General features: G+C 50.3%; 16 protein-coding genes and 1 tRNA gene. 5 read left to right on the top strand and 12 right to left on the bottom strand.

The genetic code is table 11. The annotated features are described in order from the left end of the window. Positions 1–39 precede the first annotated feature (39 nt). Together HMPREF3201_RS10650 and HMPREF3201_RS10655 are read right to left on the bottom strand one after the other, a co-directional pair. Entirely contained in the window at positions 40–1,269 is a 1,230-nt protein-coding gene (locus HMPREF3201_RS10650; RefSeq protein WP_062413042.1) for a [Fe-Fe] hydrogenase large subunit C-terminal domain-containing protein, read from the bottom strand. Between the two features lie 92 nt (positions 1,270–1,361). Next, the gene (locus HMPREF3201_RS10655) at positions 1,362–2,009 is read right to left on the bottom strand and encodes a cupin domain-containing protein (protein ID WP_062413043.1); all 648 of its coding nucleotides are present in this window, start codon (positions 2,007–2,009) and stop codon (positions 1,362–1,364) included. Positions 2,010–2,197: 188 nt separating this feature from the next. Between HMPREF3201_RS10655 and HMPREF3201_RS10660 the strand changes: the two genes are divergently transcribed. From HMPREF3201_RS10660 to HMPREF3201_RS10675, 4 genes are all read left to right on the top strand, one after another. Beyond that, positions 2,198–2,271: transfer RNA gene (locus HMPREF3201_RS10660), tRNA-Gly, on the top strand. Positions 2,272–2,899: 628 nt separating this feature from the next. Next, complete coding sequence (locus HMPREF3201_RS10665) at positions 2,900–5,101, top strand: YadA-like family protein (protein ID WP_062413044.1); 2,202 nt, start codon at positions 2,900–2,902, stop codon at positions 5,099–5,101. Between the two features lie 533 nt (positions 5,102–5,634). After that, positions 5,635–9,732 (top strand): YadA-like family protein, encoded by a 4,098-nt coding sequence (locus tag HMPREF3201_RS10670; RefSeq protein ID WP_062413045.1) that lies wholly within the window; start codon positions 5,635–5,637, stop codon positions 9,730–9,732. 198 nt (positions 9,733–9,930) lie between these two features. Beyond that, entirely contained in the window at positions 9,931–11,787 is a 1,857-nt protein-coding gene (locus HMPREF3201_RS10675) for an APC family permease (protein ID WP_062413046.1), read from the top strand. 104 nt (positions 11,788–11,891) lie between these two features. Here the strand turns inward: HMPREF3201_RS10675 and HMPREF3201_RS10680 are convergent, their stop codons facing one another. The 3 genes from HMPREF3201_RS10680 to HMPREF3201_RS10690 form a co-directional block, all read right to left on the bottom strand. Further along, a complete protein-coding gene (locus HMPREF3201_RS10680) occupies positions 11,892–13,916 on the bottom strand; it encodes a heavy metal translocating P-type ATPase (protein WP_062413047.1) in 2,025 nt (674 codons plus the stop codon). A 172-nt stretch (positions 13,917–14,088) separates the two neighbouring features. Then, on the bottom strand, positions 14,089–14,577 hold the full coding sequence (locus HMPREF3201_RS10685) for a GNAT family N-acetyltransferase (protein WP_062413048.1): 489 nt from the start codon (positions 14,575–14,577) through the stop codon (positions 14,089–14,091). A gap of 55 nt (positions 14,578–14,632) precedes the next feature. After that, positions 14,633–15,859 (bottom strand): MalY/PatB family protein, encoded by a 1,227-nt coding sequence (locus tag HMPREF3201_RS10690; protein WP_154254588.1) that lies wholly within the window; start codon positions 15,857–15,859, stop codon positions 14,633–14,635. 230 nt (positions 15,860–16,089) lie between these two features. Between HMPREF3201_RS10690 and HMPREF3201_RS10695 the strand changes: the two genes are divergently transcribed. Then, complete coding sequence (locus HMPREF3201_RS10695; protein ID WP_227163216.1) at positions 16,090–16,809, top strand: helix-turn-helix domain-containing protein; 720 nt, start codon at positions 16,090–16,092, stop codon at positions 16,807–16,809. 183 nt (positions 16,810–16,992) lie between these two features. On the opposite strand, the gene HMPREF3201_RS10700 is transcribed toward HMPREF3201_RS10695, so the two are convergent. From HMPREF3201_RS10700 to HMPREF3201_RS10730, 7 genes are all read right to left on the bottom strand, one after another. Beyond that, positions 16,993–18,141, bottom strand: coding sequence for an acyl-CoA dehydrogenase (locus HMPREF3201_RS10700; protein WP_062413050.1), 1,149 nt, complete (start codon positions 18,139–18,141; stop codon positions 16,993–16,995). Positions 18,142–18,332: 191 nt separating this feature from the next. Further along, positions 18,333–19,451 carry a 2-hydroxyacyl-CoA dehydratase subunit D gene (locus tag HMPREF3201_RS10705; RefSeq protein ID WP_062413051.1) on the bottom strand — a complete coding sequence of 373 codons (1,119 nt, stop codon included), beginning with the start codon at positions 19,449–19,451 and terminating at the stop codon, positions 18,333–18,335. After that, positions 19,451–20,737, bottom strand: coding sequence for a 2-hydroxyacyl-CoA dehydratase subunit D (locus HMPREF3201_RS10710; RefSeq protein ID WP_062413052.1), 1,287 nt, complete (start codon positions 20,735–20,737; stop codon positions 19,451–19,453). The genes HMPREF3201_RS10705 and HMPREF3201_RS10710 overlap by 1 nt, the downstream gene beginning before the upstream one ends. 21 nt (positions 20,738–20,758) lie before the next feature. Continuing rightward, positions 20,759–21,535: an acyl-CoA dehydratase activase gene (locus HMPREF3201_RS10715; protein ID WP_062413053.1), complete on the bottom strand. Its 777-nt coding sequence runs from the start codon at positions 21,533–21,535 to the stop codon at positions 20,759–20,761. A gap of 24 nt (positions 21,536–21,559) precedes the next feature. Beyond that, complete coding sequence (locus HMPREF3201_RS10720; RefSeq protein ID WP_062413054.1) at positions 21,560–22,474, bottom strand: VOC family protein; 915 nt, start codon at positions 22,472–22,474, stop codon at positions 21,560–21,562. 28 nt (positions 22,475–22,502) lie between these two features. Next, positions 22,503–24,056: an acyl CoA:acetate/3-ketoacid CoA transferase gene (locus HMPREF3201_RS10725; protein ID WP_062413055.1), complete on the bottom strand. Its 1,554-nt coding sequence runs from the start codon at positions 24,054–24,056 to the stop codon at positions 22,503–22,505. 528 nt (positions 24,057–24,584) lie between these two features. Then, positions 24,585–26,105 (bottom strand): L-lactate permease, encoded by a 1,521-nt coding sequence (locus HMPREF3201_RS10730; protein ID WP_062413056.1) that lies wholly within the window; start codon positions 26,103–26,105, stop codon positions 24,585–24,587. Between the last annotated feature and the right edge of the window lie 251 nt (positions 26,106–26,356).

Below are 26,356 nucleotides of genomic sequence, written 5' to 3' on the forward strand. Positions count from 1 at the left end.
TTGCAATGTATTCTGTTCTTCAGTAAAACCTGCGATTTCTCAGTCAAAATGCCGGTCATACAGATGGCTGTTTTCCAAGAATTCTTCAACCGTCGGGAACCCGAGTTTCTTCAAGAGTTCGATGACATAGGGGTTTTCCATCGGCGTGCGAGAGAAGGCCTGTTTACCATAAGCCTGTACGTTGGCTTTGCCTTCTTCTTTCTTGATGATGGCGCGAGGACCGCCGACGCAGCCGCCGATGCAGCCCATGCCTTCAAAGAAGTTACCGTCGCGGTTGCCTTCCAAAATGTCGTTGATCATAGCTTTACAAGCCGGAACACCATCGGCCTTACGGGTCTTGATATCGACCTTGCGGTCCGGATCGAGCTGATGTACCGTCGTCGTAACGGCTTCGGCAACGCCGCCTGCATAGGCATAGCTGATACCGGCTTCGGAAGCGTGCGGTACGTTGTCTTCCGGAAGGGACGCCAAGTCGATGTCAGTTACGGAGAATAAATCTTTTACTTCCTGATAGGTTAAGACGTGGTCAACGGCGCCGACCAAATCCGGTTCATTCCGTTCGGCTTTTTTAGCCAGGCACGGGCCGATAAAGACGGTCTTAGCCTTAGGATGAAGGGCCTTTACCGTGCGGCCGCCAGCAATCATCGGCGATACCGAGCCGGGAACGTTCGGCAGCAACTGGTGATAGAGCTTTTTAATCATGGCAATCCACATCGGGCAGCAGCAGCTGGTCAGCTGGAACTGATCTTCACTCTGGATGTTGCGGTCGAATTCCAAGGCTTCTTTCAAAGTCAGGATGTCAGCAAAAACAGCGACTTCCAGCATACCCGTAAAGCCTAACCGTTTAAAAGCCGTGCGCAGTTTACCCATGGTAACGTCAGGACCGAACTGGCCGGCGACGGCCGGTGCAACCATGGCATAAATCGGGCCGTCGTATTCGCGAAGCTCCTGAACGACGGGAATGATGTCCTTGCGGGTCTTCAAGTTGTCGAGCTTGCAGGCATCGACACAGGCCTGGCAGCCGACGCACTGGCTGTCATCGACTTCAACGCCTTCAGGACCGCGTTTAATAGCGCCCCAATCGCACGCTTCTTCACAGCTGTGCGGTTCATCAGGAGGGCAGAGGCAGGGCTTAACCCGCCAAACCAGCGGATGGTCATCGGGATGAGCTAAACAGTCGATCAATCTCGGTTCCCCTTCAACACCAATAGGTTTACCATCAGCAGCGCGTTTAAGCATTTGCTGATATAATTCATCTAACGTTTTCATACATGAACCCCCTTAAAGAAATAACGAAGCCAAATCAGTTAGTTTCATTATAACAGATTTTTAAGGGGGCTGACAGTTTTTTTACTGAAATTTTAGTCTAATGTCAAAAGCAATGCCATTTTAAACGGACCATCGGCCGTAACGGCGTGGCGGCCGTTCTTGGAAAAGGCAAAGTTTTCACCGGCCTTAATGGGGAAATCCTGACCTTCATATTGAATGACAGCCTTACCTTCAAGGGCAAAAACAAGGGCTTCGCCAGGTGCAGCGTGTTCCGAAAGACCGGTACCGGCGCCAAAGCTCATGACGACGAATTTCATCTTCGGCGACTGGATGATGTCGCGATTAATAATTTTACCTTCCTGGCAGGGAACGAGTTCAGCCAGGGAAAAGAGTTTTCCAGTATCGATATTCATAAGAGATTCCTCCTCAATCGTAATTTCAACATAGACGGCACCATCACGGCTTCTCATACCGACGGCTTTACCAGCCGGTACAGCCACGACCTGCCCGGAAGGGACTTCCCGATCACCGACCTCCCCATACAGAGACAGGCTTCCGGAAAGAACATAAATGACCTTGGCTTTCTGATACGTTTCAGGACTGATATCCGTATGAGCGGCCAAAGAAAAGTAAAACAGATGATAGTCGGGCTCATTGACGACTTCCTTAGAAATCGTACAGCCTTCTACCGGCAAATTATCTTCATGGATAGAAAAAACAACACCTTTTCGTTCATTCATGGTACTCCCTCCTTTTCATGGCTTTAGTATACCCAATCGGTATTGTTTAGGCGGTTGTAAATCCAACAGAAAAATAAAATTTATCGCCACAGGAAATTAAAAGCTAGACGGATCAATCTAGGGAAACTAAAATCAACGCTTTACAAAAAGGGACTTTACTGTTAAACTGATATAGTAACTTAATATGTGCGGGTGTAATTCAGTGGTAGAATACGAGCTTCCCAAGCTTGGTACGAGGGTTCGATCCCCTTCATCCGCTCCATGATATAAAAAGGACTCACGACATGTCGTGAGTCCTTTTTTGTCGCCTTGTTTGCACGGAGATTGATAGATGAATCATCGTCCCTCATAAAAATTATATCGCTGATGCGCCTTTGTATAAAACAAATAATTTTAAAATAATTTCATTTTATCAATATATCGTTACTTCGATATATGTAAATAAATATAATCACAAAAAGTTTATCAGACTCTAATGATTGCCTTTTATTCGATAAATGAAGCTTATAATATGGCTTAAAATTCAGGGATATCAAACGCTTAAATCGTTATGTAATATACATATTAAATACATATTTTAAGAATTACTCTTGAATTTTTAAACGTGTTGGTGTATTATTACTGTAACAGATTTGACACGTCTTTTTGTGTTAAATAAAAAAAATATAAACTGAGATGCGTATATTACCCATCGCTTAAGTTTTTTCGCTGCATGAATCTCGATATTTTTTATCAACAGCCCTCCCACTCGTGAGTCCTGCTGATTTTTGTTTACAGAAAATACGGATATTTTTTATCATATATCCGTCAATCTTTGACCTATACCCTCGAAAAAACTTACATGAATGGATAGTCTCCGCATTCCGAACTCACCAAGGAGGAGTACGTTGATGAAAAAATCAATCTACCAAAGAAAAACTGCCCTGAGAGCCGTCTTCGCCGTATTGGCTATCTGTGGAACCCTGTCGGTATCAGCTGCCACTACCGATCCCGCTCTGCTGGATTTAACGACGTCCGACACGACACACAAGAACAGCGTAACCAATAACGGCAACTCCAAAAAGGACACCATCGCCATTGGTTTTGATAATACCGTATGGGATGGCGGCTTAGCCATCGGTTCCAACAATACCGTAAGCAATGCGGCCTCCATTCATCTGGCTACGGCAATCGGTCGAAACAATACCGCCAACAACAATTCCGTCGTCGCCGGCCACAGTAACACCGGCATCGGCGGCAGTGCCGTCTTTGGCTTCAATAACTATGGGTCCTCTTATGCAACGGTTCTCGGCCTCAATTCTAAATCTGCCGGTGGCATTGCAATTGGGGATGGTGCCAGATCCGGCGCTTTCCAGATTTCTGATAAGCCCAATACCGCAACTATGGTAACCTTTACCACCGCTATCGGCAATGGTGCTGTATCCTTAAACGGGACCTCGATTGGCTTTAAGACTAAATCAAATCTTGAAGGGCTCGCCCTAGGCAACGAGACCAGCGCCTTGTACGGCGGCACGGCCCTCGGCAGCAGCGCTTCAATAGCGGAAAACACCTACTCTATCCTGCATGCCGACGGTGTTGCCCTCGGCGACGGTGCCTATGCCGACCGCAGTTACGGTGCCTATGGATACGCCCCCCTCAGCGATATGGCTGCCACCTTAAATACAGAAGATTCAATGGCCAATGATCTTGCCTTAGCAAAGCAGATGGGCGACTCTGTCCTTACAGCGGTACAGAACTTCTACGATACATACGGCGAAGCTACCTATAAACAGTGGCAGTCTCTGGCAGCAGACTATGACAAAGCAGACATCGCTTATAATAAGAAAAAAGTTGCCATGGAAGAGACAACCTATGCGTCTGAAGCCGACCGCCTAAAAGACTACAATGAGTTAGAGAATTTACGCAAAAAGCTCACAGATGCGGGAAATACTTTGACGGATTTTGAAAAAGCAAACACCCATGATGGCGTCAGCCTCAGAAATGCTGTCCGCCTCAAAGAACATACCCTGTCGCCCTTCAAGGCTAACGGCAGTGCCGTCAGCATCGGCCGAGCAGCCGTCATAGGCGCCGATGGGTCCGTTCTGACAAGAGCGATTACTCGACAACTCACCAACCTGGCCGCCGGTACAGCTGACACCGATGCCGTCAACGTCGCCCAGCTGAAACAGGTAAAGACTTATGCCGATGGCATTGCCAATACGGTCAAAGAACTAACTGACAAAGTCGTCAACGGCAATCGTGACTTTGCCGGCGATGACCAGAATAAGGTCAGCGTCAAAGTCGGTGAAACCATGGAAATCACCGGCGGCGCTGCTACAAATAACCTGTCTGACGACAATATCGGTGTCGTAAAAAAAGGGGAAAATGGCGTTTCCATCAAATTGTCCAAGGACTTAAAAGGCCTCAATACGGCAGAATTCAACACCAGCATCACTGTCGGTACCGGCGACAACAAGACGGTCATTACCGGCGACTCCATTCGCACGGGCAATACGACAATCAACAACAACGGCCTTACAGTTGTAAACGAAGACTCGTCGAAAAACATTACCATCCAGAATGACAACATCAACATGGGTGGCAACACCATCCACAACGTTGGTGAAGCTCAGAATGCCGGCGACGCCATCAACAAAGGTCAGTTCGACCGGACGATTAGCACCCTCAACAGCGGCATGAGCGACATGAGCAGCCGTATCGGTCAGGTTGACCGCAACGTCAAACGCGTCGGCGCCGGAGCCGCTGCCTTAGCCTCCCTCCATCCCTTGGATTTTGATCCCGATGATAAAGCATCCTTCGCCGTCGGCTTCGGTTCCTATAAGAGCGAACACGCTGCTGCCCTCGGTGCCTTCTATCGTCCTAACGAAGACGTCATGGTAAACCTTGCCGCAACCATCGGAAACAGTGATGATATGTACAGTGCCGGCGTTTCCTTCAAGATTGGCTCGTCCTCTCCTTACACTAATATGAGCAAGTCTGAAATGGCAGTCAAACTGGAAGAATTGACGGCTCAGAATCAAAAGATCGAAAGCCAGAACCAGGAACTCAACGAACGATTGGCTAAATTAGAAGCCCTCGTTGCCTCTAAATAATAACTTATCCTACCTATAACCGAGACATCCTTTGATATGATTATCATATTAAAGGATGTCTTTTTCATTCATTATCATATCTTCGTCATATTCAGCCCATTTATCACAATCCCGTTCATGATTCTAACAACGTATTGCTTGTAGGAATTTTTCTTACAATTTGCTTATTTTACGGATCCCAGAACCAATTGTTATCGGCGTGGTTAAGCTGTTTATCGATATTTAAAGTTTGTAGGAATATTTCCTACAAAACATTTGTTTACAAATATAATAATGATATATTTAAATAAAAATCGTTATAAATAGTTGCATTTTGTCATAAATAGGAGTATTATACTCCATGAAAAGTGCATAGCAAAAATACACTTAATATTCCTTGGGCTTGCATATTGCCGGTTCATTTATTTTTCCCGTTAAACAGGATTTTTTTAATCTTATTTAACGTCTTATTTTGGATTAAATGTGTCGCATTTACTTAAAACAAATTGGACTGGAATTATCCCATCAGGAATCGCTAAGGAGGAAGTTTGATTATGAAAAAAGCAAAAAAATTGGCTCAAAAAAAGGCTGCTCTAAGTACAGTCTTAACCGTATTAGCACTCTGCGGTACCTTATCGGTCTCAGCCGCCGATCCCGTTACAATGGATTTAACATCGGGCACGGATCACCCGAATAAAGTATCATCCAGTTCCACCACGGCCGATACGGTAGCCATCGGCTTTGACAACAAGGTTTATAATGGGGCCCTGGTCATCGGCGATGACAATTACGCGATCAATACGAATAGTACAGCTGTCGGACGAAATAATAATGCCAACAACGGGTCCGTCGCCGTCGGCTACAATAATAAGGCCCTGGCAGGGAGTACCGTCATCGGTCAGAACGGCTACGGTACCAGTTGGGCCACCCTCGTCGGTAAGGATTCAAGAAGTGCCGGCGCCGTCGTTATGGGCCGGGAAGCCAGCGGCGGGATTTTTAATATCGACCTTACCACCAAAAATGACCCGACCCTCTCCTACACGTCAACGGCCATCGGCAACTTTTCCTCCGCTCTTGTCGGGACATCCCTTGGCGCCAATACAAAATCAGATCACGGCGGCGTTGCCGTTGGTGCCGGAGCCAATGCTATGTACGGCGGTACAGCCATCGGGAAAGGCGCTTCTACGGCAGAAAGCACCTACTCTTACCTCCGCGCTGACGGCGTCGCCTTAGGGGATAGTTCCTATGCCACTCGTGGTTACGGCATCTATGGCTACGTTCCTCTCAAAGACACGACAGACATTGTCAAGAACGTGTACGCTACAACAGCGGCTACGGACTCGATGGCAAACGATATGGCACTGGCCAACAAGACAGGCGACGCCAGTGTCGTCTCTGCCGTTACCAACTTCTATAATCAGTATGGCGAAGACGTCTATAATGACTACAAAACGATAGAATCAGCCTATGAAAAGGCCGTCATGGCCTATGATAAACAGGCTGCTAAAATGAACAGTACGACCTACGCCACGGAAGCCGATAGAGCTTCCGACCTGGCCACACTCACCAGCTTATCGGACGGTAAAAAAGCAGCCATCGCTGCCTTGAAGGCCTTTGAAAATGAACATACAGGCATTGCCGCTGCCGTTCTCCGCAAAGATAGTGCCCTGTCCACCTATAAGGCGACAGCTGCTGCCGTTAGCTTAGGCTATGGTACTGCAGATAGTAACGAAGCCGTTACCCGCCAAATCACCAACCTGGCTGCCGGTACGGCTGACACTGATGCCGTCAACGTTGCCCAGTTGAAACAGGTAGCCACCATTGCCAATAATCACACTGCCATTACCGTAGACGGAAAAGCTCCGACAGCTGGAGAAAACGGTGAACTCGGCGACTATGTCGGCGACAACAACCTGACCATGGCCGTAAAGGACGTAGACGGTCAGAAAACGTACGACTTAAAACTGAGCAACAGCCTCGTCATTGGTGAAAAAGGAGCCGATGGCGCTGATGGTACAGACGGTACACCAGGCAGTATCGGCATCGTCGGCCCGAAGGGTGCAGACGGCAAAAATGCCTATGCCGATATCTCCGTTAAAGATGGGGCCAATGGCCTTAACGGCGAAAATATTACTCGTATCGTTTACACCGATGAAGATGGAACGGAACATCAAGTCGCAACCCTCGATGACGGCTTGAAATTTACCGGCGATACAGCAAACGTAACCGTCGCCAAGAAATTGAACGAAACCCTCCCCATTACCGGCGGTGCCGATATGACCAGACTGAGCGACAACAACATCGGCGTCGTCGCTGATGCAGCCAGCGGCCTGACGGTTAAATTAGCCAAGGACCTTAACCTGGCTGACGGCAGCATTACCCTTATCGGCGCCAAAGACGCTGACGACAATACCTTGGTACAAGGCCAGGACGGCAAATGGTATTCCGACTTGAGCGATGCCACCTATGACGCTACGAGCGGTACTTATATCAAGACCGACGGTACGACGGTAACAGCTGTCGACAGTCCAACCACATCCACGGTTAACTTATCAGGAAGCGGCCTCGACAACGGCGGACAGACGATTACCAACGTCGCAGCCGGCGTCAAGGATACCGACGCCGTTAACAAAGGTCAATTAACCCAGGCTATCTCCGATGCTACAGCCTCTGTAAACGGGAAGCACACGACGATTACCGTAGACGGCACGGAAGCAAAAGCCGGCGAATACGTCGGCACGGGCAACTTGAAACTCGGCCTGACCGAAACAGACGGCCAGAAGACGTATGATCTGAAGTTGAGCAACAATGTCACTATTGGCGAAAAAGGTGCCGACGGTGCAGACGGCACGCCTGGCAGTATCGGCATTGTCGGACCGAAGGGTGCAGACGGAAAGAACGCCTACGCTGACCTCACCGTCAAAGACGGAGCCAACGGCCTTGACGGCGAAAGCCTTACCCGCATCGTTTACACCGATGAAGACGGCAATGAACACCAAGTCGCCACCCTCGATGACGGTTTGAAATTCTCCGGTGATACTGGCTCCGTTGCTAAGAAGCTGAACGAAACCTTGTCCATTACCGGCGGTGCCGACATGACAAATCTGAGCGATAAAAATATCGGTGTCGTCGCCGATGCAAACGGCGGCTTGACCGTTAAATTGTCCAAGGATTTGACCGGTATCAACAGCATTACCGGCCTGAGCAATACGACATGGGATGCGAACAACATCGTCAGCGGTCGTGCGGCAACGGAAGATCAGCTGCAGGCCGTTGCCAGCGGCATCACCAACACGGTAAACGCCAATAAAGTCATCGCCGGCGACAACATCAGCGTCAGCCAAAACGCAGATGGCAGTGGTACGACGGTTTCCTTGAAGAATGACATCACCTTAGGTGATAAAACCGATGCTGCTAAACAGGTAAACATTAACGGCGATGCTGCTACGGTTACGGCCGGCAGCGATACCAATCAGGTCGTCGTCGATGGCTCTAAAGGCCAGATTACGACGGGCAGCGGCATCACCCTCGGCAATCAGACCGTCGATGCTGCAAAAGCCGACGGCACAGTCGTTAAGTCCGAAACGGGCAGCTACCTTACCGGTCTCGATAATACGACATGGAATCCGGACACGAATGGCTACGTCGCCGACCGGGCCGCTACGGAAGGTCAGCTCAAAAATGTATCCGATACGATCAAAAATATCAGCGATACGATTAGTGTCATCGGTACCGGCACTCGCGACTTTGCTGGTGACGATTCGACCAATAAAGTCAGCGTCAAACTCGGTGAAACCATGAATCTTACCGGCGGTGCCGACGTCAATAACCTGTCCGATAACAATATTGGCGTTGTTGCCAACAGCGCTAAGAACGGCTTCGACATCAAGTTGTCAAAAGACTTAACGGGCCTCAATTCGGTAACGACGAAAGAACTGAACAGTGAAACGGCTAATATCACCAACAGCATCACCGTCGGTACTGGCGACAACAAGACGGTCATTACCGGTGACTCCATCCATACAGGCAATACGACGATCAACAACAACGGCCTGACGGTCACCAATTCCGATTCGACGAAAAATATTACCATCCAGGATGGCAGCGTCAACATGGGCGGCAACGTCATCCATAACGTCGGTGACGCACAAAGTGCCAGCGATGCCATCAATAAAGGTCAGTTCGACCGGACGATTGACAATATCGGTAACGGCATGAACGAAATGAATGGCCGCATCAACCAGATCGGCCGCGACGTCAACCGCGTCGGTGCCGGTGCCGCAGCCTTGGCATCCCTCCATCCACTGGATTACGATCCTGATGACAAAGGTTCCTTCGCTGTCGGTTTCGGTTCCTACAAGAGCGAACACGCTGCCGCTGTCGGCGCCTTCTATCGTCCAAACGAAGACACGATGGTAAACTTCGCAGCCACCGTCGGAAACAACGACAACATGTACAGCGCCGGCGTTTCCTTCAAGATTGGCTCTTCTTCGCCTTACGCTCATATGAGCAAATCTGAAATGGCCGTCAAACTGGAATCTCAGGATAAACAGTTGACCGACCAAAATCAGAAGATTGAAACCCTGGAAAGCCAAAACCAGGATCTCAACGCACGACTCGCTAAATTAGAAGCTCTCATCGCCTCTAAATAATACGATCTCCTCCTTAGCAAAAAAGGCATCCTTTGACTTGCATCCGCATCGAAGGATGCCTTTTGCTTATTGTTTTGCCGTCTTATGGTCAACATGCATAACGGAGAAAAACCTCAGTTGACAGGAGTATGAAGAGGTATTATACTAAGCTGTATTTAACAAAATGCAGTTTCTTACAAATAAAAAAAGGAGGCTATCATGCTATTTAAAACGATTAGTCGCCACCTCATCGGCAAGCCTTTGGAAAACACCAAGCTTGAAGCCGAACAGATGCCAAAATGGAAGGCCCTGCCTATCTTTTCATCGGATGCCCTGTCATCCGTCGGATACGGGCCGGAACAGATTGCCATCGTCCTGGCGTCGGTGCCGACCTTAGCGACATACCGTTATTTCGGACCTATCGTCTTAGCTATTATCGCCTTATTATTCATCGTTGCCTTGTCCTATACCCAGGTCGTCCGCGTCAATCCGGGCGGCGGCGGTTCTTACGGCATCGCCATGAAATACCTCGGCGTCTATCCGGCCCTGACCGCAGGGGCGGCCCTCCTGGCCGATTATATCCTGACCGTGGCCGTTTCCATTTCTTCAGGGACAGCCGCCCTGGTCAGTGCCTTCCCGGTCCTGCATCCCTATCACGTCTACATCGACCTTGGCGTCCTCATCCTGATGATGATCGTCAACCTGCGCGGTACAAGGGAAGCATCGACCTTCTTCGTCTGGCCGACGTACTTCTTCTTAGCCGCCATGGGGATCACCCTGGTCGGCGGCTTCTATCAGATTTGGAACGGAACCCTCACGGCCCATACCGTTGCCGTTGAAACAGTGGCTCCTTTGAATCAGGCAGCCTTGATTCTCATCGTCCTTCGAGCCTTTGCCAACGGCTGTAGCTCCATGACCGGTGTCGAAGCCATTGCCAATGGCGTCACTATGTTCAAGGCACCGCAGCAGAAAAATGCCATTGAAACGACGGCCATCATGGCCTGTATCCTGGCAACGATGCTCGGCGGCCTCGGCTACCTCATCGTCTACCTTCACCTCTTGCCGACCCAGGGTTACACCTTGTTGTCCCTCCTCGTCGAAGATATCTTCAGCCGTACCTTGATCTACTACATCATCCAAATCCTGATGATGGTCATCCTCTACATTGCCGCCAATACGGCTTACAACGGCCTGCCGCCGCTCCTCTCTTTCATGGCCGTCGACGGCTACGTGCCCCGCTACTTTGCCAACCGCGGTGAACGATTGAGCTATTCCAACGGCATCGAAGCCCTGACCATCATGGCCGGCATATTGATTGTCCTCTTCCAGGGCAATATCGAGCACCTGATCTCCCTTTATGCCATCGGCGTATTCCTCTCCTTTACCATCGCCCAATCAGCCATGGTCGTCCATTGGAGACAATGCCGTGAACGGAACTGGCGCCTCTTTGCCGGCATCAATGGCTTCGGCGCTCTGGTCACGGCCTGCGTCGTCGTCATCGTCCTCATCACTAAGTTTATTTACGGAGCCTGGATCATCGTCCTCCTCATCCCGACCCTGGTCTATATGTTCCTTAAGATTCACCACCACTATGACGACGTCCGCGAACAGCTGCTGCTGACGCCGGAAGAATATACCAAGGTCATGACGACCGACTTAGGCCACAATATGATCGTCATCCCGATTGCCTCGCCGACCCAGGCCGTGGCCCGAGCCATTCGCTACGCGAAAATCATCAGCGGCCCGGAAGACAAGATCTACGCCGTCCACGTCTACAGTGACGAAGAGCGCGGCAAAAAGATCAAAAACCTGTGGCAGAAACTGGAACCGGATATCGAACTGATCATGCTTCAGTCGCCTTACCGGCAGCTGACCGACCCGCTCATCACCTTCATCCAGGAAATGCGAAAAGAGACGGCACCGAAAGATACGATTACCGTCCTCATTCCGGAATTTGAAACAAAAAAATTATGGCACCGCCTGCTCCACAACCAGAGCGGCTGGCTCCTGAGGCTGCGTACCCTGCCTTACATAGACGTCGTCGTATCGACGGTTCCCCTGCAGTTTACGCGATAAAAAGCCCGTAACAAAATAAATCATATAAACGCCAAAAGCCCGGCGAAGGAAATCCCTTCGCCGGGCTTTTTTACGATCTACGGATCAAATGTAGGCTCGAGCTATTATTTGTTATAGAGCATGCGAACCGAATTGAGGACGCACAAGGCGGCAACGCCGGAATCGGCAAAGACGGCACCCCACATGGAGGCAAACCCGGCAAAGCCGGCAACCATGACCAGGCCCTTGACGCCTAAGGCAAAGACGACGTTCTGTTTCGCAATCTTCATCGTTTCTTTGGAAAGATGGAGTGCCTTGGGAACGGCGCTGACCTTAGAGTGCATGAAGACGACGTCAGCCGCTTCTACGGCCGCATCGGCACCGCTGTTCATAGCCGCGCCGACATCGGCACCGGCCAGGACCGGTGCATCGTTGATGCCGTCACCGACGAACATGACCGAGCCGTATTGTTTGCGAAGTTCATCCAGTTGACGGACCTTATCCTGAGGCAGGAGTTTAGCCCGAACGTCATCGATTCCCGTCTTAGAAGCGATGTAATCGGCAGCCTGCTGCGAATCGCCGGTAAGCATGGCCGTCGTAATCCCCAAGCTGGAAATGGCCTTGATGGCATCGACAGCGTCTTCTTTCAGCGTGTCGGAAATGACGATTCGTCCGGCATACTGACCGTCGACGGCAATGAACAATTCGGCACCGTATTCAGCCGCTTCCAGCGAAGGAAGGGCAAGCTGATGGCGGTCCATGAGCTTTTGATTGCCGCAGAGGACGTCATGGCCTTCGACAATAGCTTTCAGACCATGGCCGGCAATTTCTTCAACCTTAGAAGGCGTTCCTAAGGTCAATCCCCGTTGTTCCGACGCTTCGACGACGCTGCGGGCAATGGGATGGTTCGAGGCCTGTTCCACTGAAGCGCAGAGGCGGAAGACGTCTTCTTCACGACGGCCGTCGGCAGGACGAACTTCATGGACGACGAAGTTGCCCTTGGTAATGGTACCGGTCTTATCGAAGACGACGGCGCCGATATTTTTGAGCTGTTCGACGGCGATGCCGCCTTTAAACAAGATGCCCTGCTTCGATGCCGCACCGATGCCGGCAAAGAAACTGAGGGGCACGCTGAGGACCAGGGCGCAGGGGCAGCTGATGACCAGGAAGGTCAGGGCCGTATAGATCCAGTAATGCCACTGGCCCGTTACCAGAGACGGGATGATGGCTGTCGCAGCCGCGATGGCGACGACGGCCGGCGTATAAATGCGGGAAAAACGGGTGATGAAGCGGTCGATTTTCGGTTTACGGGCCGCCGCTTTTTCGACAGATTCCAAGATTTTGGTGACCATCGATTCGGCCAGCGGTTTGGTAACCTTGACGTGGAGGACGCCCGTCGTGTTGATGCTGCCGGACATGACTTCCGAGCCTTCATGGCAGGCCACGGGAACGGGTTCCCCGGTCAGGGCCGACGTATCGAGAAGGCTGTCGCCGGAAACGACGACGCCATCTAAGGGAATGCGGTCGCCGACGCGGACGACGGCGACGTCGCCAATGACGGCATCGCGGGCCGGGACTTCGACGGTACTGCCATCTTCCATCAGGCGGTGAATGACGTCAGGACGCATATCGATAGCCGCGGCAACCTGTTTACGGCTGCGGTTTACGGCCCGTTCTTCAAGGGCTTCGCCGACACGGCTGAAGAGCATGACGGCAACGGCTTCGGGATAGTCGCCAATGGCAAAGGCCCCGATAGTCGCTACGGCCATGAGGAAGTTTTCATCGAAGGGCTGACGCTTCAGGATGTTTTCAGCCGCTTCACGAAGCACACAATACCCGAGAAGTAAATAAGCGACGATATAAGCCGGAAGGGAAAAAGCTTCGGGAACAAGGTCGGTCAAATAAGTAATTAAAAAGACAAGTGTGCCGACGACCAGGGTCCACAAGGCGCCCCCTTCTTCCTCTTCCACGTCTTCATCGTGGCAGCAGCTGCAGGTGCCAATCGAGGAAAGGCTTACGACTGCCTCACCGTCGCAGCAACTGCACTGTCCTGCTTCTTCCATGTGATGATCGTGATGATCGTGATGATCGTGATGGTGATGATGACCGCAGCAAGTGCAGTCGTCTTCATGTAACGTTTTCTCTGCCATAATACAGCCCCCTTTTGAAAAACACTCTTTATATGATTAATGATAGCATTAAACCAATATATGTTCAAGTGTTCATATGTTAATTTTATATGCAGTTTAGGCATCCAAAAAGGCCGTCCCATGCAAGATTTTTATCGCATGAGACGGCCGTGCTATTAGGCTATTATCGATATCAGAAGGTAAGCCGCATCTGATGCCAGACGACACCGCCGTGGACCGATTTATCGCTCACGCCCTCATCGACGAACCCGAAGGAGGCGTAGTAGTGGACCAGTTTATCTTTACAAGTCAGTACCAGCCCCTTTCGCTTCTGCTGCCGAGCCGCATCAATGGCAGCCTGCAGTAATGTCCCGGCATAGCCTTGACGGCGGCAGGAAGGAACCGTATTGACACCAAATATCATCTGCCAGGCACCGCGTTCATTATGAAGCGAGGCATGAGCGTACATCTCATCGGTCAAATCCGGTTCATCGGTCACCATGCCGTCGACGAAGGACAAGAGCTGCCCCTTTTCATCAAACAGCAGCCAAAAATGATTGCCATAATGGGTCAGGCGGTCCCGAAAATCTGCTTCCGTTGCCGCTTCAGCCGGCGGAAAGCAGGTCGCTTCAACGGCCGTAACGGCCTGTAAATCTTCTAATGTTGCGGTTCTTATATTCAAAACGATCACCTCATCATAATTATATCGGGAAAAGTCATCGACCTCCGAAGATTCCCTACTTCGCGACATCAACATGGTCACGTATGGCTTCATAGATTCGCTGCAATCCCTTTTCAACGACGGCGCGGGGCATGGCCAGATTCAGGCGGATGAAGCCCTTGGCATTTCCGACAAAGAGACGGTCGCCGCCTTCTAAGAGGACGCCGGCCTGATTGGCAAAGAAGTCCGGCAGATCCGACACGTCACCCAGGTAAGGATTCATGTCCACCCAGGCCAGGTACGTCGCTTGGGGGATCTTGAAAGAGATCCGAGGCAGTTTTGCATTCAGGGAGTCATGAACATAGTGGAAATTCCCATCGAGATAGGCCCGCAGCTGTGTCAGCCACTCGCCGCCATATTCATAGGCCGCTTCATGCGCCGCCAGGGAAATGGGATTCAGGTCGCCCACATTTTTATCATGCTTTACAAAAGTCCGCCGCAGTTTCGGATCGCGGATGATGACATTAGAAAACATGAGCCCTGCCAGATTAAACGTCTTGCTGGCCGACATACAGGTAATGAGTTTCGGGTAGGTATCCATGATTTTTGCCATGGGAATATGGCGGACTCCGCTGCGAAGGAGGTCGCAGTGGATTTCGTCACTGATGATCCATAAATCATTGGCTTCTACGATGTCGGCGACTCGCTTCAATTCATCAGCTGTCCATACGCGGCCCGTCGGATTGTGCGGGTTGCACCAGATGACCAATTTCATCTTAGGATCTGCCGCTTTTCGGGCAAAATCATCAAAATCGATGGTATAGGTATCGTCTTCATCCCGGCGAAGGGACGAGCAGACGTATTCTTTACCGGAGTATTCCGCCGCATGCTGAAAGAATCCGTACGAAGGCGTCGTCATAAGGACTTTCTCATCGTCTTTAACAAGATCTTCGACGAATTGATATAGAGCCGGTATGATCCCCGAAGAAAAGGTCAGCTCTTCTTTAGGAAATTCCCAGTCATACATCTTTTGGCACCAGCCGGAAAAGATTTTATAATACGAATCATCACAGAGCACGGTATAACCGAAGATGCGCCGATCGATGCGGTCTTTCATAGCCTGGCACACTTCCGGCGGGGCTGCAAATTCCATATCGGCCACCCACATGCGGATAAATTCTTCGTCTTTAAACGGAAATTTCTTTTTCCCGGCAAAATCCTTGAAAATATAGCCTCTGAATCCGTCGGTATTTAAGGCATTCGTACCTCGCCGATCGATGATTTCATCAAAATCGTATATCATGAACGAGTCCCTTCTTTCCTCACAACATCAACAAGAACAGGTTGCCCTGCCGTAACTGCTTGATGGAGCAAAGTATAGCAAAGTATCGGTTTATCGTCAAAAGCGTATTTTTCTACTGATACGATATTTTTCACGTCTTTTGTTTCATCTAAGTAGACTTTAAAGGTAAATTAACGTATACTTAGCCTATATGATGAAAAACATCGGTTTGGTATATTTTAATGAAACGGATGATGGATATGTCACTCATTTCCCAAGAAATAGGAAAAAAAATCAGGCTCTACCGGAAGCGCAGCCATTGGACGATTGAAGAATTAGCCGTTCACATCTATAAGAGCAAGGCCACGGTATCAAAATATGAACGCGGTGAAATTGCGATCGATATCGAGACCCTCTATGACATTGCCGAAGCCCTTCGGGTTTCTATCGATGACTTGCTGTATCGGGATGCACAGAAGGCGCCGACCGCCTTTTGGGAAGACGTGCCGACCTTCTTCAAACATGTGTCCCGCCTCTTTTATTATTACTATGACGGGCGCAGCAACGACGTCGCCCTCAGTGTCATCGACATCTTATCCCGCCGGCCCGACGGCAGCTTCGCCATCGCCATGTATATGAACTGTGAGAACCCTGAACAGTATCAGAACTGCGAAAACACCTATACCGGCTATATGAAGCATTATGACTCCATCACCAATCTGGTCATGGAGCACACCACGTCACCTATGGAGCTCTATATGATCAACATCTTAGCTCCCTTCCTCGATGCGCCTCATAAATGGGCGATGGGAAAAGGCATCTCTTTTCGCCCCTTCATGCCCGTTGCCACTAAATTATGGATCAGCAAAAAGCCGGAAAAAATAACGAAGGACTTCGCCGATACACTGCGCATTTCAAAAGAAGATATCCGCCTCCTCAAACTGTACAACGCCTTCGTCGTCACGGGCTGACAGCCCATTTCGCACCGTCACCCCTTTCTTCGTTTGGTCATAAAATTGAATACATTTTCCATAAAAAAAGGCCCTGCACTATTCCGAATGCAGGGCCTTTATGTAAGCGGTTGTTATCTCATACTATATACTATTTCTATACGTGTTTCAAAAGGAGGAGAGTTTGGTTAGGAAACCCTTTGATTATCTGAGGATGGCACCAGAGATGATCATCTGCTGTACCTGGTTAGTACCTTCATAAATCTGGGTGATCTTAGCATCACGCATGTAGCGTTCAGCCGGATATTCACGAGTGAAGCCGTAGCCGCCGAAAACCTGAACAGCGTCGGTGGTTACCTGCATAGCGACATCAGAAGCGTACTTCTTAGCGATAGCAGCATCGACAGAGTAGGATTTAACGTCGGGCTGAGCCATCTTCCAAGCAGCCTGATATACAGCAAGGCGAGCCGTTTCAATCTTGAGTTTCATATCGGCGAGCATGAAGCTGATAGCCTGGAACTTACCGATCGGTTTGCCGAACTGGGTACGTTCTTTTGCATACTGGAGAGCTGCATTGTATGCGCCTTCAGCGATGCCGAGAGCCTGAGCGCCGACACCGATACGGCCGCCGTCGAGGGTCATCATAGCGATCTTGAAACCTTCTCCTTCTTTACCGAGGAGGTTTTCAGCCGGGATTCTTACGTTCTGGAATACGAGTTCACGCTGTACAGAAGCGCGGATACCCATTTTAACTTCTTTCTTGCCGTAGGTGAAGCCTTCCATGCCTTTTTCAACGATGAAAGCGCTCATGCCTTTAGCGCCCTTCGATTTGTCCGTCGAAGCGAAGACAACGGTGATATCGGCTTCGCCGCCGTTGGTGTTGAAGACTTTAGAACCGGTCAGGGTGTAGCTGCCGTCTTCGTTCTTAACAGCCGAGGTGGAACCGTTCAAAGCATCGGTACCGGCATTCGGTTCGGTAAGACCGAAAGCGCCGAGTTTCGTGCCTTCTGCCAAGGGTTTGAGGAATTTGGCTTTCTGTTCAGCCGTGCCAAATTTCCAGATCGGCCAGGAGCAGAGCATGGTATGTACTTCGAAGCTGAGGGCAATGGAGGGGTCGACTTTAGCGACTTCTTCGCAGGCTACAACGAGGCTGAGGAAGTCGGCGCCAACGCCGCCATTTTCTTCTTCCCAAGGAATACCGAGAAGGCCGAGAGTGCCCATTTCATCGAGGATAGCGCGGTCAAAAACTTCTTTTTCATCGCGGTCTTTTACAGTAGGAGCTAATTTTTTTTCAGCAAAATCTTTTGCGAGATTGGCAATATCTTGCTGTAATTCAGAAAGTTTAAAATCCATGATTGAATTTCCTCCTAAAAGATTATGTGTATATCTTTATATTTAAAAACGGCGAGGCCGTCTTTAAAGCATCATTGATAGCCCAAAGCCCGCTTGAAACGGGCTTCAAGCTATGCAGCCTGCCAGGGACGACAGGTGTATGTTATGTGGCCGGCTCCTCACGGGGTCCCGCCCAAGTGAAACCAAAAGGCTTAGAGAATTTCCGAGAAGGCCTGGATACGCGTACGGAGCTGTTCCAAGGACGGCGATTCGATATCGAGGTCGAGGACGGTGTAGCGGACGCCGGCAGCTTCGAATTCCGGTTTGTAAATCGGATAGTCAAATTCTTCAGGATCGCAGAAACGCATCATGCAGACGACGACGGCGTCGGCATTGTATTTCTTGGTCATGTCGATGAGCATCTGTCCACGCGGTTTGTCCGGGTTCAGTGCCAGGGGGCAGCCGTCGAAGTCCTGCCACTGCTGGGCAAGCTGTTCCAAAGGATCGATACCGGACGGTACATCCGTGCGGAACTGACGGGATTCCTGAGCCAGGTCATCGGCGACGACGGCGATGTTGAATTCGCTGAAGATATCGAGGAATTCATCCGGTTCGGCCATGATGCCCGAAAGGACGACTTTCTTACCATTCCACGGCTGTACCGGTTCTTTTTTGACAGCGTCGATGAGCTGACGAACCAGGGCCGTGTGTTCAGCTTTGTCCATGAACCAACGAGCTTTGATGACGTCGTGACGTTTTACCGGCGTGAAGATCTGCGGGTACTGAGCAGCGAGGTCGCAGAATTCGCGCATGGTGCGGCGGTTTTCATTGTATACGTTGATAGCTTCCTGGATGGCAAGGTCGGAAATCTTGACGCCGAGGATGCGTTCCAATTCAGAGCGGACGTGTTCGTATTCGGCTTTGAGGAAGTCGACAGCCGGGCGGATCTTACGGTTCTGAGGATGGGTAAAGACGATGACCGGAGCCTTGCCGTGCCATTTCTGGCTCATGCAGCGAAGGGTATCGCAGGGAACGGAAAAGATGACGGCGTCGAGGCAGTCATAGGTACCGTTGAGCTGGAGTTCCATATCGGCCTGCATCAAAGAACAAGCAAAGGGAGGCAGATAGGTACGAGCGGCTGCGATCTGCGGCTTCTGGGCACCGAACATGCCTACAGGGAGACAGCCGGCAGCGTATACGATTTCTTCCGGAGCATAGTAAGGCATCATGCCGACCAGGCGTTTGCCCTGGCTTTTATAGTTTAAAACCGTCTTTTGAGGATGGTTGGATACTTCTTGAAATTTGCTGATAAGTTCATCAATCTGACTCATTAGTGATTTCCTCCTTCACTGGCTTTTTTGTCTGCCATCATTTCGGTCAAAGCTTCGACACGGGTATCGAACTGAGCTTCTGAGAAGTTGCGGGCATCGGTCTGGTCACCGTCAAAGATGACGTACGGTACGCCGAGGTTCTTCTGAACGCGCTGGCCGCCTTCGTTGTTGAGGAGGCTCATGTTCTTGCAGGAACGGTTCTGATGCATGATCAGGCCGTCGCAGTTGCCGTCGCGGACGACTTTTTCAAGAACGGCACCACGCTGTTCGAGGCAGCAGTTGATGTACGTGCGGGAATAAGCTTCTGCCATGGATTCGAGGTTGCCCGGTTCGTAAGAAACGTCCCACATGCCAGGATAAGCCGAACCGGTCATGAGAGCGCCCTGGCCCTTCAGTTCTTTAAAGGTGTGGCCGAGAGCGATCCAAACGGCAATGCCTTCCCAGGTAACACGGGATTTTTCATTGTCGCCGAAAGCCCATTTCTTGTTGGCAACTTTTTCATCCAATTCTTTGAGGAATTTGTTGAACGTGATTTCAGAGTAGTTTAAGGAACGAGCGGCAACGGCGAGGCCCATGTAGTTGAAGAGGTCAAAGCCGTTGAGCGGCGACGGTTTATATTTGAAGTAGGTTGCGATTTTATTCCAGGCAGCGATGGAGCGCTGAGTCTGTTTCTGAACTTCAAAGAATTTTTCATAGTCAAAGGGACGGCCGCAGAGTTCTTCGAGCTGAGAAATAGCATGTTTGAATTCGCCGACGATGTACTGTTTTGCGTGTTTCGTAACCGGGAATTCATGGTTGAACGGTACGTCGATGTTGATGAGAGGAACGTTCAGTTCTTTAGCCAGGTTTTCATACCATTTGAGGAGGGTATTGCAAATATTGTTGCAGGTGAGGACGACGTCCGGAAGGGGAATGGGAGAAGCCGGCGAATTTTTCAAAGCTTCCGGCGTTTTACCCGTAAGGGCTTCCTGTTTGATGAGTTCCATGTAGCCCATGTTGACCCGGCAGTAGGAACAGATATCCTGGTTATAGCCTTTGTTTTCAGCAACTTCGAGCATAGCCGGAGCGCCGTGACGGGCACCGATGCCGGCAGCGTGGGTTTCCGGATATACGATGGCAATATCCATAGCCGTGCAAAATTCCGGAGGTGCTACCGAAGCGGACCAGCAAACGAGGCGGCCTTCTTTTTTAGCTTTGCGTGCGTCTTCATCGACTTTCGGCAAGAAGTAACCAAGGGCGTCCTTGGCGCTCATGCTTTCAATATCTACTGTTTTTTCTTCACTCATGATTCTGTTCTCTCCTTTGACTTATTTCTTGATTTTATCATAAGCAATCAGAGCGGCTCCCAAGGCGCCAACGGCCTGAGGATGAAGGGCTACTCTGACAGGGATACCTAATTCTTTCGATACGGCATCTACGACACCGGGGTCGCGGGAACCGCCGCCGGTCATGGTCAGGTCGCTGCCGACACCGACGCGGCGCACGAGGGCGCAGGCCTTAGCGGCAATGGACTGATGGACACCGGCTACGATGTCTTCTTTCGGGATGTTCTTCGACAAAAGGGAAATGACTTCCGATTCGGCAAAGACCGTGCAGGTACTGCTGACAGCGGCAGGATGCTTCGATTTGAAGTACCAGTCCCCCATTTCAGACATGGGGATTTCCAGTACCTTGGACATGACGTCGAGGAAACGGCCCGTACCGGCAGCGCACTTGTCGTTCATGGCGAACTGCATGACCAGGCCCTGACTGTTGAGCTTAATCGACTTGACGTCCTGGCCGCCGATATCGAGGATGGTCGTCGTGCCCGGGCATTCAAAGAGGGCACCTTTCGCATGGCAGGTAATTTCGCTGACTTCGCCTTTGGCGCAGTCGACATTAAAGCGGCCGTAGCCGGTGGCGATAATATTCGCCATATCTTCTATCTTTAAGTTCGTCTTTTCAAAGACTTCGTCCAAGACCCGTTCCGGACCGGATGAACCGGTACCGATTTCAACGACGGCCTGGGCAATGATTTTCTTACCGTCTTCCAAAATGACGGCTTTCGAAGAAGACGAACCAACATCGATTCCGAGAGTATACATGATGGTCACCTTTTTTCACAAAAATCAATTCTGAAACGGATTGGGATTGCTGCGATTAATGGGCGCAACGGTTTGGACGTATTCGACGAGGATGCCGGCGTCCGTGCTGGGACGGCGGAAGTTGACAACGATGTCGTCTGTGCCTTGAACGGCTTTCTTTTCCAGCATGCAGCCCGGCTGCTGGCCTTCCATGATCTGCCGTACCTTTTCGACGTCGTCGACTTCAAAGGCGATGTGGGCAATGCCGCCCTTGCCGTGATTGAAGTCCTTCAAGACGCCTTCGCGAGGAATGATGAATTCAATGGGCGTGCTGTTTTTATCTTTCTTGGTAAAGATGAGGTCGGCATGGTAGGCGTCGACGAAGCCGGAATAGTCGACTTCAAGGCCGTTGGTTTCTATGAAATCATGAGCCTTTTCCAAAGTCGGCAGGACGATGCCAATATGGTGAAGACGCATGGGGTGCCACGGTTCGCGAAGCTTTCCCTTTTCGGCCCCCATGGCTTTTACGAAAGGATCTTCGCCACGTCCCGTAATGGGCGCCGTCGTCTGAACGTATTCGACGAGGATGCCCTGGTTGGTCGAAGGACGGCGGAAGTTGACGATGATATCATCCGTCCCCTGGACGGCCTTCTGTTCGAGCATGCAGCCCGGGCAGTTGGCTTCCATTTCTTTACGGACGCCTTCGACGTCGTCGACTTCAAAGGCGATGTGGGCGATGCCGCCGCGGCCGCCGTTGAATTTGGTGAGGACGCCGGAGTGCGGGATGATCATTTCGATAGGGCTTGCATAATCACCGAATTTGGTAAAGATGAGGTCGGCCTGGTAAGCGTCGACGTAGCCGGCATAGTCGATTTCAAGGCCGTTATTCTGCATGAATTGATGGGCTTTTTCTAACGTCGGCAAGACGATGCCTACGTGATGGAGTCTCATTGGTTTCATAGTAAGGTCTCCTTTATGGCGAGAAGCTTTATTTTTTCAGTCCCATGGGGCCGTCCTGGAAGATGCGGGCGTCCATGGTTTTGGGGTTGTTAATAATCGGTTTGAAGTCCATGTGAGCTAAGATATCTTTTTCGATATCGATGCCCGGTGCGACTTCGACGAGGGCCAAGCCGTCTTTGGTCAATTCAAAGACGCAGCGTTCGGTGATGTAGAGGACGCGCTTGCCATTGCGAGCGGCGTAGGAACCGTTGAAGGTAATCTGATCGACGGCTTTGATGAATTTCTTGGACTTGCCTTCTTTAAGGATCTTGACCTTGCCGTCTTCTACAGCGACTTTCAGGCCGCCGGCCGTAAAGGTGCCACAGAAGAAGACGTTTTTGGTCTGCTGAGAAATATTCGGGAAGCCGCCGCAGCCGGCAACGTGGGTACCAAACTTGCTGACGTTGATGTTGCCCGTGCTGTCGCACTGAGCCAGGCCCAGATAAGCCATATCCAAGCCGCCGCCATCGTAGAAGTCGAACTGATACGTATGGTCGATGATGGCATCGGCATTGCGGGAAGAACCGAATCGAACGCCGCCCTGCGGTACGCCGCCGATGGCACCGCCTTCGACGGTCAGGGTAATCGTATCGGCGATTCCTTCTTCACCGGCAACGGAGGCAACGTATTCCGGAGCGCCGACGCCGAGGTTGACGACGGCGTTTTCAGTCAGTTCCAAAGCGCCGCGGCGACCGATGATTTTCTTGGCACTCATGGGGAGTACTTCATCAGCAGCGCCTTCCGGGGCACGGTGTTCACCGCTTAAGGACGGATCGTACTGACAGTCATAGGTCTGCTGATGATCTTCCGGAGCGGCGATGACGACATCGTCGACATAGATACCGGGGATCTTGACCATCCGCGGGTCGAGGCTGCCGTGAGCGACGACGTCTTTGACCTGGACGACGACTTTACCGCCACAGTTGTGAACGGCCTGGGCTACGGAAATGCTTTCAAAGGGCCCGATTTCTTCATCCATGGTAATGTTGCCCGATTCATCGGCATAGGTACCGCGGAGGAAAGCAACCTGTACGGGGAAGGTCGGATAGAAAAGCTGTTCATGGCCTTCGACTTCAATCAGTTTAACTAAGTCTTCCTTGGTGACGTCATTCAGTTTGCCGCCGAGCTGACGGGGATCCAAGAAGGTTTCCAAACCGATATCGGTGAAGACGCCGAGCTTATGACCGGCCAAAGCACGGAACCAATGAACGAGGGTGCCTTGAGAAAAGTTATAGGCTTCGATTTTATTATCGACAGCCAACTGCCCGATTGCCGGTACGGTCTGCCAATGACCGATGATGGCCCGTTTCAAAAGGCCCGTATGAGCCAGGTGTTCGGCAGCGCGGCCGTCGCGAATCCCTTGCGAACCTGCGTAAATATAGGTAAGGTTCTGCGGTTTGTTCGTTTCCAAAAACCGTTTTTCCAAGGCTTTGGTCAACGCTTCCGGATGGGCGCTGCTGACAAACCCGATCGATGTGATCGTATCGTTATCCTTTACCAGCTGAGCTGCTTGTTCAGCCGTAATGATTTTAACTTTTCTCATTCCCCTGATTGCCTCCTGCATATTGAATGGTTCGACGTGCGTCGTTCATTCTTTGTGAAAATTTTCCATATCCCAATTACTTAATAGAATGATATCACTTAAAATCGATAACGTCAACGAATATTATTGAGAAAATTCATTTTGCGGAATGAATAATTCTAAAATCAATTCCGTTTAAGAATTAATCGTTTTGATATAAAAACTCGAATCTATTCTGTAAGCATTATTCATTACAAATTTACAATGGCTTTACAACCATGACTTCTTCCCTTTTTCTTTCTGAATGGAAAGATTCCCTTCATTTTATTTCTAATAATCAAAATCATAAATATAAAAACTCTCCTAAAACTTGCATGATTAAAAAGTACCGTCTCTTTTCATTTATGATAATTAAGCATGGTTTGTGAATTACGGTACTTATTTTGTTTGGAGAATAGTTTGTAATAAGAACATTATGTCTCATCCATCCTGTCAACCATAAAAAAAAGCGGACACGACAGATGCCGCATCCGCTGCTTACTAAACGGGTTAACTCACCAAAGCGTGACCAAAGTAAACGACAATCCCCAACAAGATGATATATGGGATATATACTTTCACGATGGCCCTTAAAATTTCATTATCCCGCCCAGAAAGCGAAATCGCTCCTACCGCAATGGCAATACTCTGCGGCGAAATCATCTTGCCGGCACAGGTTCCGGCTGCATTGGCCGCTGCCAGCCAGGCTTCATCGACATGGATGGCGACTGCCGCATCGGTTTGAAGATTGCCAAACAAGACGTTGCTCGACGTACCGGAGCCGGTGATAAAGGTACCAATCGATCCGATGAGAGGCGCAATCGCCGGATACATGGATCCCGTCGCCTCGACGGCCGTCCGGGCAATCTCCGAAGTCATCCCGCTGTAGCCCATGACCTTAGCCGTAGCAATGACGGCGATGATGGTAATAATGGTATTTCGCAGTCCCACGATGGTCTGGCCCAGTACAGTCACCATTTCACCAAAGCTGGAAGACTGCACTCTACCACTGATAAACGCAGCCAACAAGATGAGAACCCCCGGCGTATTCACCCATACAAAGGTATAGGGAACGCCGCCTTCCCCGGTATAAATCAGGACAGACGATTTAATCGCCATGAGCGGACCGTGGATGAAGGGAATGAGCTTCGACGTCAACAGCAAGAAGACGAAGATTAAAATAAAGGGTAAGCAGGCGAGCAGTCCCCCCTTGAGCGAGACATGAGCCGGATGTATGTCCATGGTATATTCCGGGTCCTCCGTCGATTGAAACCGGGAATACACGATGATGACCGCCATGATGACGACCGATGCCCCCATGACAGCCAGTTCAGGACCGACCGTAGCGGCGATGACGAGTTCCGGAAGGGCCAGTGCCAGTCCCGACAAGAGGGTAATCAAAAAGACACCTTTCAAGGCTTTTACCGAGCCGCCGATAATGAGGACGATGAGGAAGGGACAGATCAGATTGAGGGGCAGCAGCTGCAAACTGATATACGACGAAAGCAAAATCGGATCAAGGCCGGTCAAATTCGCTAAGGTACTGGCCGGAATGCCGATTGAACCGTACGTCGTCGGAACGGAATTGGCTACCAGACAGACTAGGATCGACTTGATCGGATCGAAGCCAAGAGCGACTAACATCGATGCCGGAATGGCAATGGCCGTACCGAAACCGGCCATACCTTCCATAAATGCGCCAAATCCCCAAGCGATGAGCAGTGCCAGGATACGGCGGTCCTTGCTGACCGTCATCAGCATATGTTTGACAATATCCATACTCTTGGTATGAACGGCGAGATTATACGTAAAAATCGCCGCAATGATGACCAGTAAAATAGGCCAGCAAGCCAGGGCAGCCCCTTCCAGCGCCGCCGTGACGGCATCCAATCCAGCCATTTGATACTCCGTGAGGGCTACTGCAAACGCCAGGACCAAGGCTAGGGGACAGGCCTTAAAACCAGGCATCTTAAAGACCCCCAGGGATACGATAAGCCATAGAATCGGAGATAATGCCAATAAAAATACCATAATAGAAACTCATCCTTTCTTTTCGCTTTTTTAATTCTTCAAGAGAATCATTTTTAAAAATATCAATTCCCTTATGACATAAAAAGATTATATAATAGACAGAAAGGATAAATCAATATATTTTAATCTTTATCAAAACATATGCCAAAGCTTGCCATGATTAAAGCATAAAGTTATTTATCGAGTCACTCGTCCTATGTAATCAAAAAAAGCTACCCCCGAAGTGAACCGACCCCCTAAAGTTGGACCAA

The sequence above is a fragment of the Megasphaera sp. MJR8396C genome, assembly GCF_001546855.1.
Classification (GTDB): domain Bacteria; phylum Bacillota; class Negativicutes; order Veillonellales; family Megasphaeraceae; genus Megasphaera.